Raw genomic sequence first — 13,705 nt, 5'->3', positions numbered from 1 at the left:
CTTTACGAGTACGAGTGACATTACACAATTATCTATTTTTTGTATCCCAATTAAAGCCTATTTCTGGATCATTCCAATCAATTCTTTTCTCATCTGGGTCTGCTGCATTATATGATTCCGTTGTAAAATAAACAATTGTACACGGTTTTTCCCCGAGAACTCGATATCCATGGGCTACACCTTTTGGAATTAATAAAAGTACCTGATTTTCATCACCCATATAGTAGACATCTGTTTTTCCTTTAGTTTCAGACCCTTCTCTTAAATCATAAAGCACCACTTGTGCATTACCAGAAGGAAAAAACCATAAATCATCTTGTTTTTCGTGATAGTGAAATGCTTTGACTACACCTGGATAACTCATTGACATCGATGCTTGCCCGAACCGTTCTAATAACTGTTCATCGTCACGCACAAGTTCTGCAAAAAAACCACGATCATCACAATACTTCGTAATTCGTTTTACTTTTACTCCAGCAATCATGGAATCCCTCCTTGGTTAAATAGCTTCTTAATGCGATATCCCAACGACGAGGTATTTTAATGTTAGAAGCTTCTAATTTGTTTAAATTTAATATTGAGAACTGCGGTCTAGGAGCAACTGCACCATATTCCTTTGTCGTTATCGGCTGTACTAGGTTTGAATCGGTACCTACCTTTTCATAAATCGCCTTAGCAAAATCATACCAACTGCACTGCCCATCATTCCTTATCTGATAGATTCCATATGGCTTTGTGATCAGTTGCAAAAGTACATCTACTAAGTCATTTACATATGTCGGTGAACCAATTTGATCCGATACGACTTTTACTTCTTTTTGAGATGTAGCAAACTTAAGCACTGTATTTACAAAGTTTTTCCCACCATGACCATATAACCATGAGGTTCTAACAACATAGCTTTCAGGAATTGTGTTTAAAACAAGTTCCTCCCCTAGCCATTTGCTTAATCCATATACGCTTTTAGGATTGGGACTATCTGTTACTTCATAAGGAGTTGACTTCGTTCCGTCAAATACATAATCGGAGCTTATATATATCATAATTGAGCCAACACTTTTAGAAGCATTTGCAACATTTAATGCCCCAATCGAATTTACTTGAAATGCTTTTGTTTTGCTTTCTTCACACTGATCGACTGCTGTATAAGCCGCCGTATGAAAAACATAATCAGGTTTTACATCTTGAAATACATCATATACTGTTTGTTGTTTAGTAATATCGAGCTTTTCTTTTGATAATTTAATAACATCAGAGGTATTTTTCATCTTCTCATAAATGGCCCTCCCTAGTTGACCTTCTCCACCAGTTATTAAAACCTTCATGAAAGATCACTCCTTCTTAGAGCCGCCTCAACCCACGTTTTGTTATTAACGTTCCAATCAATAGTCTGTTTCAATCCTTTTTCAAATGACGTATTTGGTTTCCAGCCTAGCTGTGTTTTTATTTTATTTGAATTTATTGCATAACGACGATCATGCCCTTTTCGATCAGTAACATATGAAATCAAGTCATTACTTTTTCCTAAATAATTCAAAATTGAATGTATGACGTCTTTGTTTGTCATTTCGTTACTGCCACCAATGTTGTAAACCTCTCCCGCTTTCCCATGATTCATGACTGTGTAAATGGCACTGCAATGATCTTCAACAAATAGCCAGTCGCGAATATTTAGCCCATCACCATATAATGGTATTTGTTTATTATTTATTGCATTATAGACGACTTTTGGGATAAACTTTTCTGGATGTTGATATGGTCCGTAATTATTTGAACAACGTGTTATCACCAAGGGAAGATTAAATGTCTGATAAAAGGAACGGACAAGTAAATCAGCACTTGCTTTGCTCGCTGAATATGGGTTATTTGGAGAAACAGGATGCTCTTCTGTAAAGGCAGAATCATGTTGATTAAGCGAGCCGTAGACTTCATCAGTAGAAACATGAACCATTTTCTTAGCTTTTCCTTCAAGTAATTTTTCGAGCAGGTTATGAGTTCCGTTTATATTAGTTATTAAGAAAGTATCTGCATTTTCAATGCTTCGATCAACATGAGATTCAGCAGCAAAATGGACAATGATATCATATGTTCTATCAAATACTTGAGTTAAAGCAACCTTATCTGTAATATCAACTTGAAAAAAACGATAGTTTCCTTTTGAGGCAAAACCACTCATATTGCTTGGATTTCCTGCGTATGTTAATGCGTCAATATTCGTAATACGACAATTGGTATTTTTCAATAAATATCGAATAAAATTAGAGCCGATAAAACCAGCTCCACCGGTAACGAGGAGTTCCTGATTCATTCACACTTCTCCTTCCCCATCTTTTGGTAAATAAGTGTATTTGCTTTATAAAGTGATTCATGTGTCCCTGCGTCAATCCACCATCCACTAAGAACATCATATGTTAACTGCTGCTGTTTTATATACATATTATTCAGATCGGTCACTTCTAATTCACCACGGTCTGAAGGGGAAATTTTCTCAATATATTGAAATACATGGTTATCAAATAAATAAATTCCTACAACGCAGTAGTTTGTTAATGGCTTGTTAGGCTTTTCTTGAATGGAAGTTACAGTTTTCTTTTCTGGATTAATTTCAGCTACACCATACCGCTGCGGATCACTTACTTCTTTTAATAATACCTTTGCACCTGCTTCTTGATATTGGAAGGATTGTATATATTGAGTTAACGCTGTTTCAAATATATTATCACCTAAAAGTACGATAAATTTATCTTTATCGACAAAGCTCTTCGCTAATGAGATTCCATCAGCAATTCCGTTAGCATCTTGTTGAACTTTATAGTGAATTTGCACTCCCAGCTCTTCACCATCACCTAAAAGTTGTATAAACATAGATAAGCTTTCTTTATTCGTAATAATTAAGATTTGATTAATTCCAGCCTCTTTCATTTTTATAACAGACCAATAAATCATTGGATATGGACCTACCGGAAGCAAATGTTTATTTATTATCTTTGTAAGTGGTGACAATCTACTCCCTGTTCCCCCTGCCAGGATAACTCCTCTCATTATTTGCACCCTCTTCCCTAAAATCTGATTGAATTTCGTTTATACGCAACTCCCTTTTTTATATGCAAATTCGTTTACAACTGTTCCAGAGAGGGTTCACCATTGCCTAGTTCGTAACTTTTAAACCTACGAAATTATAGCTCTTTATTATCCTCTATTTTAACAAGTATCTACACCAATAAAATACAATTTTCGTAAAATATGTAAAAGAAAACTTTTGTTAGGTGTTGATAAAATGACTAAGAATCAATGGACATGTTTTATAGAAGATTCAAATATGAAAGGACGAGGAGCTCACGGTAAAGTATATGTAGGTTACAACACTAGAAAAGTTGCCATAAAGGAATTTCAAAACATAAAATTAGCTAGAAAAGAATTTGGAATTATGAAAGAATATGGTAATGGTAAGTTTCTTCCACAGTATTATGATTTTTTCATCATGAATAGGAAAGCTTATATTGTTATGGAATATATTGGTGGGAATACACTTGGGACTACCTATTTCGAATCAAAAGGGAAAAAAAGGCCATTAAAAATCAGCATTAATATTACAATAAATATATTACGTGCACTTAACCGTCTTCATTCGAGCGGCTATGCCCATATGGATATCATTCCAAAGAATATTATGATTAATGGCCTTCAACCACATACAGTTAAACTTATTGACTTTAGCATTGCTGAACCTTTAACACAGTCCACATTACAGAACGATTTGCGCCAAGCAGCTCACATGTGTATTTTTCTAATAAATGGACGGGTTCCTATAGAAAAGAGGAAACCGAATAATATTAAACCTTTTGCAATGAGTAATACAAACCTAAAAAAAGTGTTAATGGTTGCCATTAAACCAACAAAAAAAAAGAGATATCGTTCTGCTCAAGATTTTATAAATGCGCTAAAGGTATTTACATGATACAAAGGCTATTTCATTACAAAATTTGATCTTCCTTTATTCCCTTAAATTCAAAAGAAGTACCAAGAACACTTAAGTCTTTGATACTTCTAAAGTTTATCACTATGTGTAAGATTTATGACTTCAATAAGGTTCCATGAATGTTAACGGTATGATCTAGCTACTCCGCCCGCAGCAACCACCTTTTTTAATCACTTTCTGTAGTTTCGGTTTAGAGGTTATAACAGTAGGTTTCATAGTTGTTTTCACAGGTTTAAGATTTGATTGTTGAATCACTCTTTTTTTCTTCAAAACCAACATCTCCTTTTCATTATATTTCTCATTTTATGCATCCTCTCCGAAAAGGGTTAGACTATGATGTTGGTTTTATTAAAATTGGACATTCTTTATAAGAGTCATTCTTGATACGATAACATTTCACTTTTGGATTCATTGATTTATAAGAAATAATGACCATAAGTACATGTTCATCGAAATGATTTTCAATGTCATAACTTGAAGGCAATGGTGCTGTAGTAGGATGTGAATGAAAAACAGCTAAGATCTTCTCCCCTTGCTTTTCAATGAGCTTTATAGTTTCTTCTATTTTCTTCTCCCCTACAAAAAAACGTCTATCTGATTTAATTTCATTTTCCAACGGCCACACAGACTGAACTTTATCTTTTATTCCAGCTAATAAACCACACACTTCATAGGGAAGGTTTAATTTTCCATGTTCAACTATTTCTTTATAATAGCTAGCAGGAATAATAATCTTACCATATTCCATAAACCTCCCCCTCGAAAAAAGTGTTAGGTTTATTACTTCTTCTCTAATTATCTTCTTTATTCTCAGAATTATTTATTGCTTCGTTGTTTGTCTGTTTAATTTGGGACTTGGCTTTATTAGTTGATCTATGAGCCTTTTGATTTGGAGTTATTGGATTTATTGAGTTTTGTTGTCCTGGAATTGAATAGGAAGATTTATTACCTTTGCTAGTCTTATTTTGCAATTGATTCTTCACATTAAACTCTCGCGGTTGTATCGGGACACCAGCATTCATTGATCCTCGTTTAATCTGCTTAACTTCAGGAGGAATTCCTTGTCGCTGCATTTGTTGAATAGGATCTTTACGCAAAGGTACCATCCTATTCCCTCCATTTGAGTAAGGTTGAATACTCTTAGAAGATTGAAGAATGTTTTGTAGTTGTCTATAGCTAGATGGTTTTGTTTTCATATTTTGGTTTACATTATCTGTATTTGCTGTAGCTTGATTATTAGTTTGTTGTTTCAATTGAGCGATTTCTTCTTTTAGTACATTTAATTCATTGTTTCCATCTTTTATAGAAGAGATTGAAGCATATTGAATGTCAACCATTTTATCTATTTTTTTTAATATATCCGAAAAATCAATATTACTAACTTTGCTCATTAACAAACTTACATCCTGTTTTAAGTCACGCATCGTATTATTAACTAATTCCACATGAGTTGTCATAACTTCAACCTTCTTTTCATATTCATGAATCTGCACATCTTGTTTGTCCTTCATTGTTTTGATTTCTCCTTTTAATGTTGAAACTTGATTTTTTAACTCTTCATATTCCTTTTTAGGCAGAAGATAATCTTCAATTACACCTCCACCCTTTAATGCTTCTAACGTTTTCTTATACGCAACAAGCTTTTGCTTCAAGGTATCTATATCTTGAGTGCTGCTATACCTAGACTGTTCCATACTCATCACCCTTCTAAAGCATTTTAGATTTTTCCTCTTGAAACGTGACAAATCTGAGTGGGCAATACAATTCATACCAAAAAGTACCTATACCATGCTTTGTTGATTATTCCTATGAAATGTATCTCCAGAATATTTTCTTTTTTCTATAATGTGTAATAAAAAATACGTTAAGGTGTACATGTATGCAATTCAAAATAATACTGTACGTTCTAGAAAACATTCGATTGGATTTTATGCTTTTATCTATAATGAGGCTGATAAATAGGCTATTATCAGCTTTTTCAAAAAACCTACTAAACATGTAACCATCTTTATTTATTATCATATGCTACAAGTGAAAAGAAATTAATCTTATTCGGAGGTGTTTGCTAAATGCAAGCGAAAAATTTAAAAGGGGGCCAAGAGCTCCTTTGTATTAATACGCAAAAGGTTTATGATTGGATCATTAACGAGGCGACGTTTGATTTGAATTTAACTTTAGATGATGTAGAACTACCAAATGGTATATCATGTGATGATTTAGACATTACGTGCGAAGTTACACCAGATGAAGTTAATCCATTTGTAATTTTAAACCGTGAAGATCGACCTTTTATGATTGATGGCTCTCCCATTACACTTCAATTGGTGACTATTCAGAAAAATTTTGATGTATCCATTTTTGTTAATGGGATTACTGCACCAATTGCAACTGAATCATTCACACGTTGTGAACAAGTTATTTTATGTGCTCCAGATGGCACTGATGTTGAAGTAACTTACACAGATTTAGATTGTTTTGTTTGTGTGTTTAATTGTGAAGATGTAACTCCTGGAGTATCTCTAGAACTTGGCATAACAGTTCGTTTATGTCAAAGTATTCAATCAGTATTTGACGTTACACTTGAGTTAGTAGCTGACTTCTGTCAACCTAGAGATATTTTACCATTTACACCTGTATGCCCTACTCCTACAATTCCGCCTCAATGCCCAGTTCTTTTCCCAACTAATGGTGATGAGGATTAATCCTAAAGCATACAGATAATGAGAGGAGAAATCACTCCTCTCATTTATTTTTTTAAGAGGTGATATAAATGACTAATAAAAATGTATCTGAATTAAAGCAATTAATCTTGCAACTAAACAATGATACAACTTCTTATCTAACAGAAATGAAGGATTTAGTATCTACTATTAAACAACAGCAAAAGTTAAGCATTGTTAGCTATTTTACATATTCATTCAGCATCTCCCACCAAAACGATCAGGATAGCTTGCTTATTGGTACTTATCATATTCAGAACTTAGGGAATAAATTACTTTCAAATCCATATATTTGTATAAAACTTTCACAAGACTCTCCCTTTACCTTTTCTGGAAAATACGTAAACAAAAAATCAAACCTCTCAATAACACCAGATACGTGGGAAAGGCTGAATGAACAAACGGATAAACATGAATATTGGCTTAAACCAATTAGCAAAAAAGTGATTGAACCTTCAGAAATCCTTTCGTTTCCAAATTTCCAGGTAAAATGGCTTCCAAAGGAATCATACGCAGGAAGTATATTTGGTTTTACCTATTGTGATGAATTTCAAGAAGGCATTCATGCTGTAAACCAAATTTATGTCAATGGTTCGTGAAATGAGGTGAATATTATGAATAATCATGAAGATCAAGAACAAGAACTAATTTTCAAACAATTAACTCGTCATTTTTTACAAGATCAGCTTGAACAACTAAAGGGGAACAAACCAGATAAAAATAAAAGTTTTGTTTATTTAGAAAGCACTACTTTAAATATCCTGCTTGTTTATTTATTGATGAATATGAATGTAAAAAACAGAAATGAATCTGTAAATAGCTCTACCATTGACTCTGTTCCAGAAGAGATTCTTGAAGAACTGAATACCGTTATCAACCAAAATAAAGATAAATTTGAAGAAATTATTAACCAGTTAAAAGATGGTACTTAAATTTTAATCCACTAATAAGAATAAGGACATATAGACATGTAACCCATACATTCTTTCAACATATAATTATTGTACATTCCAGCAACGGATTGTAATGAAATACAATGTATTTACAGGAGGTTACAAAATTGCAATCAACTAATATTAGAATGACCGATACGATCCAGCTTCAACAAAAAATTATTTATTTCAAAGCAGAACTTGCAAAGTATCAAGCGAGAGTGAAAGATTATGAAAATAATTATCACTACTCTCAGTTAAAGAAATTAAAAGAAGAGAATTTTCAATTAGTAGATGAAAAGAATGATCTATCCTCTGAGTTACTAACTATGAAAGAAGACTACGAACAAACGATTAAAGACTTAAAAAATCAATTAGACACATATACAGAGCAAGAAGAATTATTCAATTCCTCTCTAACTGAAAAGCAACAGGAAATTAAAAAACTAAAAAAAGAAAGAAAAACGATTGAAGAAGAGTTGAAATTAAAAATTGATCGTCTTACTAAAGATAGAGATACAGAAAATGCTCAAAAAAAGAAACTCGTTAAAGAAATGGAAAGTCTTCATCAAGAGCTTCATAATTCGAATGAAACTAGAACTCAGCTCAAAAATGAAAACCATGATTTATATGAAGAAATTAATGAACTAAAAGCTGTAATTACAAAACTGGAGGAAACAACTGTTGCTGAGCTCAAAGTGCAAATTAATCAATATAAAGCCCAATTAGAAGAGGCTTTACAACAACATGATCAATACGAAAAAACAATTTCCGACTTAAATGAAGAAAAAAGTAATTTTATTTCAAAGACCACTCAGCTTGAGGAAGAGTTAACAGAAAATAAAAAACTGAATCAGAAATTTCAAGAAAATATTGCAGCTTTGCAAAAAGATAGTGAAAGTTATTCCTCCTTGCAAGAAACACATGAACAACTTAAACAAGAAATGCAATCGTCACAAGATCAACTAAATGAGCTTTATGTGAAATTTAATGATTCTAATTGGGACTCTAATTCTATGTTCACAAATAACAGTTCCCTAATGACTGATACCACTGATATTCATGAACTAGATATTTTGAAACAGGTAGAACATCAATTTAAAGAACTCTTAGAACAATCATTTGATTATGAGGAACAATTAGATTCAAAATTTCTTCTCATTAATGAACTAGAAAATAAATTAACGGAACTAACGAATGAAATTGAAGAAATTCAAAGCAGTTTCCAACAAGAAACTGAAACAAATACCGATGATTCTGAGTTGACCACTTAAGAAACTTATATAATATATCCATGTAGCGATTTTACTGCATTTACTTTTGTACTCTTGTCCATTTTTATGTTTTCCATCTTAATAAACACACGTATTCACATGAAGAAGACCTTAATTTTCACACTTTATTCAAATCGCTGGTTAAGGTCTTCTTCCATTTCTTATGCCCCTAATCAGAATAATTGGCTGCTTACGAAAGCTTTCCTTTTAAACAACACCCTCCCTTTACTTTCGTTTTCTTTTTAAAGTATCCTTTTGATGAAGCTACTTCGTTATTGGAATTATTCATAGTTAATTTCTTTTTATTCTTTACTGGTCTATTAATTACTATCGGTTGATGAGATTTCATTTACATCACTCCTAATTTCTCAAAGTGTACTTGCTATATTTAACAGGAGCTTTTGAGTTTAATTGATTCGATCTTCTAACAATTGACTTTCTTCTTCTCTTTAACATATTCAGTTAATTTATAATATGCTTAGACTTCAGCTTACTAAAATCAACCATTCAAACCTATTTTTGTTTATTGTTATAAACTTTCATTAATAATCCGTTTTTGACTGGAGAAATGCTGCTGCTCCTGCTACAGCGAGAATTACGAGCAATATATTTAATGAAGGAAAATAAAAATATAACAGAACGATTCCAAGACTGGACCAAATACCGACACACCAGTAACAGCTAAGAAGTATTCCAAACCAATAACGTAACCCTTCCCCTTTAATTTCAACGCTTTCAACTAATTGTCCGGCCTCATTCTCTTGATAGGTAACAGATAAAAATGGTTTGCGAAAAAAGGAAGTAATCTCATCGAATACAATTAATCGCGTAAGTCTATAAGAAGCAAGAATTAAAATCACTAAATCTATCCAATTTATATCGAACATATCTATCGTCCTTTCGATTTAATTTTAAACAAATTCCAACCAAACAAAAAATGCTTACTCTACTCGTCCATTAAGTAAGCTAGAACATACTATTATTAATAGGAATGATTAACACCAAGAAGTGCTCCTGCTTTTTACTTCCATAAATAACTTTTCTGAAATTCTGTATACCCTGTTGATTTGAAGTGCATCACTTCAAAATAATTAAGATCATTCGAATTCAGACTTTCACTAAACCAAGTTATCAAACTCCTGAACAGGTTCATTTTCCTCTCCTCCTTGATACAGCATATTCTGTATCAAGGAAATGATTACTATTTTCTATAACAACTATTACGTTATGTAAAGCGCTATCAACCTTTTTATTTACACGTTGTAATGGATAAATTTGATGAGACAGATAAAGTGGCCACTGAATGGAGAAATAAGAACAATTAAAAAGAAATAATAAAGGAGTTTGTTCATACTTAAGGACCCTTGTTTAAGTAAACAAGGGTCCTTTCGATGCTATAAAATTGGATAATCCGCTACAATCACATTTTCGACTACATCTTTTAGCATTTGTTTGAATTCCTCATGAACCGGATGAGTCGCATACTCTCTTAGCGCTTCTTGACTTTCAAAGGTTGCTCTAAGCGCCAGCCTGTACCCTTGTTCTTTGTCTACTTCCTCGGTTACATTAAGTCCTGCAGTGATTTCAACAAGACCTGGAATCTGCCCTTTAAAAGAAAGGAGCTTTTGTACAAGCTCCTCTTCCTTTTCAGGAGTAATCAACTCATTAAATTGAAATAAAACAAGGTGCTCAATCATTATTACACTCCCCCTATTTTGTTCCTGGCTCGAAAAATTCTATTCTTTCCCTATCAGGTCCATAAAAAAAGATAAGTTTTGATCCATTAGGAAGTGTACTGATGCTTTCATTTACAAAAGAAATATCCATAGATTTTAGACGTTCAACTTCAGCTTCCAATCCATTTACAGTAAATGCGAGATGATGAACTCGTCCTTCTTCTAGAAGTTCATTGTCAGTTTTACAAACTAACTCAACTACTGTTTCTTGTGCATTAGCAAATCCTAGAAAACCAAGATGGGTACCGTTATCTAATGTTAGTGAATCAAGTAACTCTAATCCAATAACATCACGATAAAAAGCAATAGACACTTCCAAATCAGTAACCATAATTCCAACATGCTCTATTTTTTCAACTGACATTTCACTTTCCTCCCTACTTTAAAATCTCCCTTTGCTTCGTTGTTCCTCAGCCTCTAGATTGTATGGATAAGTGACAAACAAGTCACTCGCTTGATTTAGCTGATCCATCTGTTCCTTCGTTAATGCCCAGCCAGAAGAGCCGAGATTGGCTTCAAGCTGCTCCATCGTTCGTGCCCCGATAATTGGAGCCGTTACCCCACGTGATTGCAGCAACCAATTAATCGCTACTTGCGCAGGTGTTTTTTCAACTTTCTTCGCAACATCATATAGTACATCAAGAACTCGCCACGTATTCTCGTTGTTGTATTTGCTCCATGATTCACCCCACCCATGTTCTTCTGCTTGAGCAATGCGAGTATCTGCTGGAGGCTTGTTCATATCTCGTGTAAATTTACCACTTAGCCAGCCACCGCGTAACGGGCTCCATGGCATGACACCTAATTCTTCATTCACACATACATCAATTAATTCCCATTCAGTTGCACGCGAAAGCAAATTATATTGAGGCTGCAAACTGACAAACGATTCCCAGCCATGCTGTTTGCTTACATCAATAGCTTTTTGCAACTGCCACCCTTTAAAGTTACTTGCTCCGATATACCGAACAAGTCCCTCACGTACTAGATCATTTAGCGTACTTAACGTTTCTTCAAGAGGGGTAGCTTGGTCCCATGCATGAACTTGATAAAGGTCAATATACTCTGTGCCTAATCGTTGTAAGCTGTCTTTTACCGCTGACAGAATATGTTTGCGACTAAGTCCGACTTCGTTTGGTCCTTGTCCCATCCCAAAACGAACCTTCGTAGCAATCACGAAATCCTCTCGTTTTTTTGTTTGAAGCCACTTTCCAACAATCTCTTCAGAAACTCCCGTTGTATACACATTTGCAGTATCTAAAAAGTTCCCACCAGCATCAACAAAATGATCCATGATACGAAAGCTATCTTGCTCACTTGTCTCTCGCCCGAATGTCATTGTACCAAGGCATAATTCACTTACCGCTAAGCCTGTTTTTCCTAAATAACGATTGTTCATATTATCCCTCCATATGCTTTTGCACTAATAATACCAATTGATCAGAACCGTATTCTCTTAATCTGCTAAATAGAAATTTCGAACCCAACGGTGCTTTCTTAATTTTTGCACTAGTTCTTGTGGAAGCCCTTGTCCATCGCCAATTTGACAATTTCTTTCTACATTCCGTATCGAACGCATTCCTGGGATAACGGTCGATACCGCTGGATGACTTAATACAAACCGTAACGCCGTTTCAGCCATTTGCTCGTTTGTAATATTTAAATCAGATGTAATTTGTTCAATACGTTTTATAAGCTCTTGTTTTCGATCTCCACTGAAATAATTGTTTCGGAAATCTCCCTCAGCAAACATCGTTTCAGGGGTAATCCTGCCTGTTAACCCACCTTCATCAAGTGCCACACGGACAATCACTCCAACATTATGTTTCTGACAAGCTGGGAAAAGTTCATCCTCTGGACTTTGATCGAAAACATTGTAGATTACTTGAACGCAATCAACGAGGCCTGTTTCAATTAACTTTATTGCATTGGTTGGTTGGTAATCATTAATTGAAATCCCAAAATGCTGAATTTTCCCTTGCTTCTTCAGTTTCTCAATTGCTTCAAGCCAATCACCTTGGTTGACCCACTCATCTGACCAAACGTGAAATTGTTGAAGGTCAATCGTTTCTACCCCTAGATTTTTTAGGCTTTCCTCAGTACTTTCGATAACATGGTCTCCTCGAAACGTTTCTTCAACAGATACTCCTCCTTGGGCTGGCCACTGTCTATTTTTAGGAGGAATTTTCGTTGCGACATAGATTGGCTCTGAACGGTCTTTTAACACTTGTCCAATAAGTCGTTCACTATGGCCATTCCCATAACCTAGTGCTGTATCAATAAAATTCAAGCCAAGGTCTATTGATTTATGTAAGGATTTTAATGATTCCTAATCATCAGCTCCTATCCAACTTGTTTTTCCAATTCCCCATGAACCATATCCAATTTCAGACACTTCAAGGCCTGTTCGACCTAGTTTTCGCTTATTCATAAAACAACCTCCCATTAATTTTCACAAATAAAGCCCTTTCATAATCAATTATAGATGATTGTTATATATCTCTGAAAGTAGTGAATTTTTATAAAATTAATTAACCATACGTTATTAAGTATAGTTTTCTATAGTAACTATGAGATTTAAATTAGAAGTTAAATCGTTTGTTTACACTCATAATCCCTGCTCTATTACATAAATATCGATTTATAGAGGTGAAAAAATGGGATGGAACTGCTTATTAAAAAAGTTGTTCTTTAGTCAAAAAATAACTCCCGAGCTAAAGAAATTAAAAATAGAATTAACTAGATTGCCTGATTTTTCGATTAATGCCGCAACTATATCAAAAGAGGAAGAAAAAATCATCAATAACATTAACAAACAAACAGCAATCAGAAATAGCAATAATTTTACACGGACACAAGCATATCTTAATTTCTATCAAAAGTTTCCTGAGATTCAGTGGGCATTTCTAGGGCATATGGTATCGAGAAATGGCGGTTGGAACATGACCGATGTGAACTACCCACCACTTACCACCCTTACGGGTTGTTTGAAGTGGGGGCTTCTTGGGTAATCACCACTTTTAGCAGCTGACGAAATTGACCAAGCTAACCCTCTTGTTCCAAG

General features: G+C 34.1%; 16 protein-coding genes and 2 pseudogenes. 6 read left to right on the top strand and 12 right to left on the bottom strand.

Annotated elements, in window-relative coordinates:
* Nucleotides 1-28: 28 nt before the first annotated feature.
* Genes SLH51_RS10995 through SLH51_RS10980 form a run of 4 tightly spaced genes read right to left on the bottom strand, consistent with a single transcriptional unit; the run spans nt 29 to nt 3,042 of the window.
* A complete protein-coding gene (locus SLH51_RS10995; protein ID WP_335961313.1) occupies nt 29-484 on the bottom strand; it encodes a dTDP-4-dehydrorhamnose 3,5-epimerase family protein in 456 nt (151 codons plus the stop codon).
* The gene (gene rfbD / locus SLH51_RS10990) at nt 441-1,325 is read right to left on the bottom strand and encodes a dTDP-4-dehydrorhamnose reductase (RefSeq protein ID WP_335961312.1); all 885 of its coding nucleotides are present in this window, start codon (nt 1,323-1,325) and stop codon (nt 441-443) included. The genes SLH51_RS10995 and rfbD overlap by 44 nt, the downstream gene beginning before the upstream one ends.
* Nucleotides 1,322-2,308 carry a dTDP-glucose 4,6-dehydratase gene (gene rfbB, locus SLH51_RS10985; protein WP_335961311.1) on the bottom strand — a complete coding sequence of 329 codons (987 nt, stop codon included), beginning with the start codon at nt 2,306-2,308 and terminating at the stop codon, nt 1,322-1,324. Before rfbB ends, rfbD begins: the two co-directional genes overlap by 4 nt.
* Nucleotides 2,305-3,042, bottom strand: coding sequence for a sugar phosphate nucleotidyltransferase (locus SLH51_RS10980; RefSeq protein WP_335961310.1), 738 nt, complete (start codon nt 3,040-3,042; stop codon nt 2,305-2,307). Before SLH51_RS10980 ends, rfbB begins: the two co-directional genes overlap by 4 nt.
* 235 nt (nt 3,043-3,277) lie before the next feature.
* On the opposite strand from SLH51_RS10980, the gene SLH51_RS10975 reads away from it, so the two are divergent.
* Complete coding sequence (locus SLH51_RS10975; protein ID WP_335961309.1) at nt 3,278-3,958, top strand: protein kinase domain-containing protein; 681 nt, start codon at nt 3,278-3,280, stop codon at nt 3,956-3,958.
* Between the two features lie 352 nt (nt 3,959-4,310).
* On the opposite strand, the gene SLH51_RS10970 is transcribed toward SLH51_RS10975, so the two are convergent.
* Nucleotides 4,311-4,727 (bottom strand): M67 family metallopeptidase, encoded by a 417-nt coding sequence (locus SLH51_RS10970; RefSeq protein ID WP_335961308.1) that lies wholly within the window; start codon nt 4,725-4,727, stop codon nt 4,311-4,313.
* A 43-nt stretch (nt 4,728-4,770) separates the two neighbouring features.
* The gene (locus SLH51_RS10965; protein ID WP_335961307.1) at nt 4,771-5,673 is read right to left on the bottom strand and encodes a hypothetical protein; all 903 of its coding nucleotides are present in this window, start codon (nt 5,671-5,673) and stop codon (nt 4,771-4,773) included.
* A 375-nt stretch (nt 5,674-6,048) separates the two neighbouring features.
* Between SLH51_RS10965 and SLH51_RS10960 the strand changes: the two genes are divergently transcribed.
* From SLH51_RS10960 to SLH51_RS10945, 4 genes are all read left to right on the top strand, one after another.
* Nucleotides 6,049-6,681, top strand: a complete 633-nt coding sequence (locus SLH51_RS10960; protein WP_335961306.1) for a BMQ_0737 family morphogenetic spore coat protein — start codon at nt 6,049-6,051, stop codon at nt 6,679-6,681.
* A 68-nt stretch (nt 6,682-6,749) separates the two neighbouring features.
* Nucleotides 6,750-7,298 carry a hypothetical protein gene (locus SLH51_RS10955; RefSeq protein ID WP_335961305.1) on the top strand — a complete coding sequence of 183 codons (549 nt, stop codon included), beginning with the start codon at nt 6,750-6,752 and terminating at the stop codon, nt 7,296-7,298.
* Between the two features lie 15 nt (nt 7,299-7,313).
* Complete coding sequence (locus SLH51_RS10950; protein ID WP_335961304.1) at nt 7,314-7,631, top strand: hypothetical protein; 318 nt, start codon at nt 7,314-7,316, stop codon at nt 7,629-7,631.
* 128 nt (nt 7,632-7,759) lie between these two features.
* Nucleotides 7,760-8,905 carry a hypothetical protein gene (locus SLH51_RS10945; RefSeq protein ID WP_335961303.1) on the top strand — a complete coding sequence of 382 codons (1,146 nt, stop codon included), beginning with the start codon at nt 7,760-7,762 and terminating at the stop codon, nt 8,903-8,905.
* 190 nt (nt 8,906-9,095) lie between these two features.
* Here SLH51_RS10945 and SLH51_RS10940 read toward each other — a convergent pair whose 3' ends face one another.
* From SLH51_RS10940 to SLH51_RS10915, 6 genes and pseudogenes are all read right to left on the bottom strand, one after another.
* Nucleotides 9,096-9,254, bottom strand: coding sequence for a hypothetical protein (locus SLH51_RS10940; RefSeq protein WP_335961302.1), 159 nt, complete (start codon nt 9,252-9,254; stop codon nt 9,096-9,098).
* Nucleotides 9,255-9,447: 193 nt separating this feature from the next.
* Entirely contained in the window at nt 9,448-9,792 is a 345-nt protein-coding gene (locus SLH51_RS10935) for a DUF1360 domain-containing protein (protein ID WP_335961301.1), read from the bottom strand.
* A 507-nt stretch (nt 9,793-10,299) separates the two neighbouring features.
* On the bottom strand, nt 10,300-10,602 hold the full coding sequence (locus SLH51_RS10930; protein WP_335961300.1) for a Dabb family protein: 303 nt from the start codon (nt 10,600-10,602) through the stop codon (nt 10,300-10,302).
* Nucleotides 10,603-10,615: 13 nt separating this feature from the next.
* Nucleotides 10,616-11,005: a VOC family protein gene (locus SLH51_RS10925; protein WP_335961299.1), complete on the bottom strand. Its 390-nt coding sequence runs from the start codon at nt 11,003-11,005 to the stop codon at nt 10,616-10,618.
* 18 nt (nt 11,006-11,023) lie between these two features.
* A complete protein-coding gene (locus SLH51_RS10920) occupies nt 11,024-12,040 on the bottom strand; it encodes an aldo/keto reductase (protein WP_335961298.1) in 1,017 nt (338 codons plus the stop codon).
* A gap of 57 nt (nt 12,041-12,097) precedes the next feature.
* Nucleotides 12,098-12,955 (bottom strand): annotated as a pseudogene (locus SLH51_RS10915) (aldo/keto reductase); the annotation flags it as partial.
* Between the two features lie 460 nt (nt 12,956-13,415).
* Here SLH51_RS10915 and SLH51_RS10910 point away from each other — a divergent pair.
* Nucleotides 13,416-13,595 (top strand): annotated as a pseudogene (locus SLH51_RS10910) (DUF2515 family protein); the annotation flags it as partial.
* Nucleotides 13,596-13,705: the final 110 nt, after the last annotated feature.

The sequence above is a fragment of the Halalkalibacter kiskunsagensis genome, assembly GCF_037027555.1.
Classification (GTDB): Bacteria; Bacillota; Bacilli; order Bacillales; family Bacillaceae_D; genus Halalkalibacter; species Halalkalibacter kiskunsagensis.
Note: the sequence above shows the minus strand (reverse complement) of the source record. Positions and strands in the feature narration are given on the sequence as shown.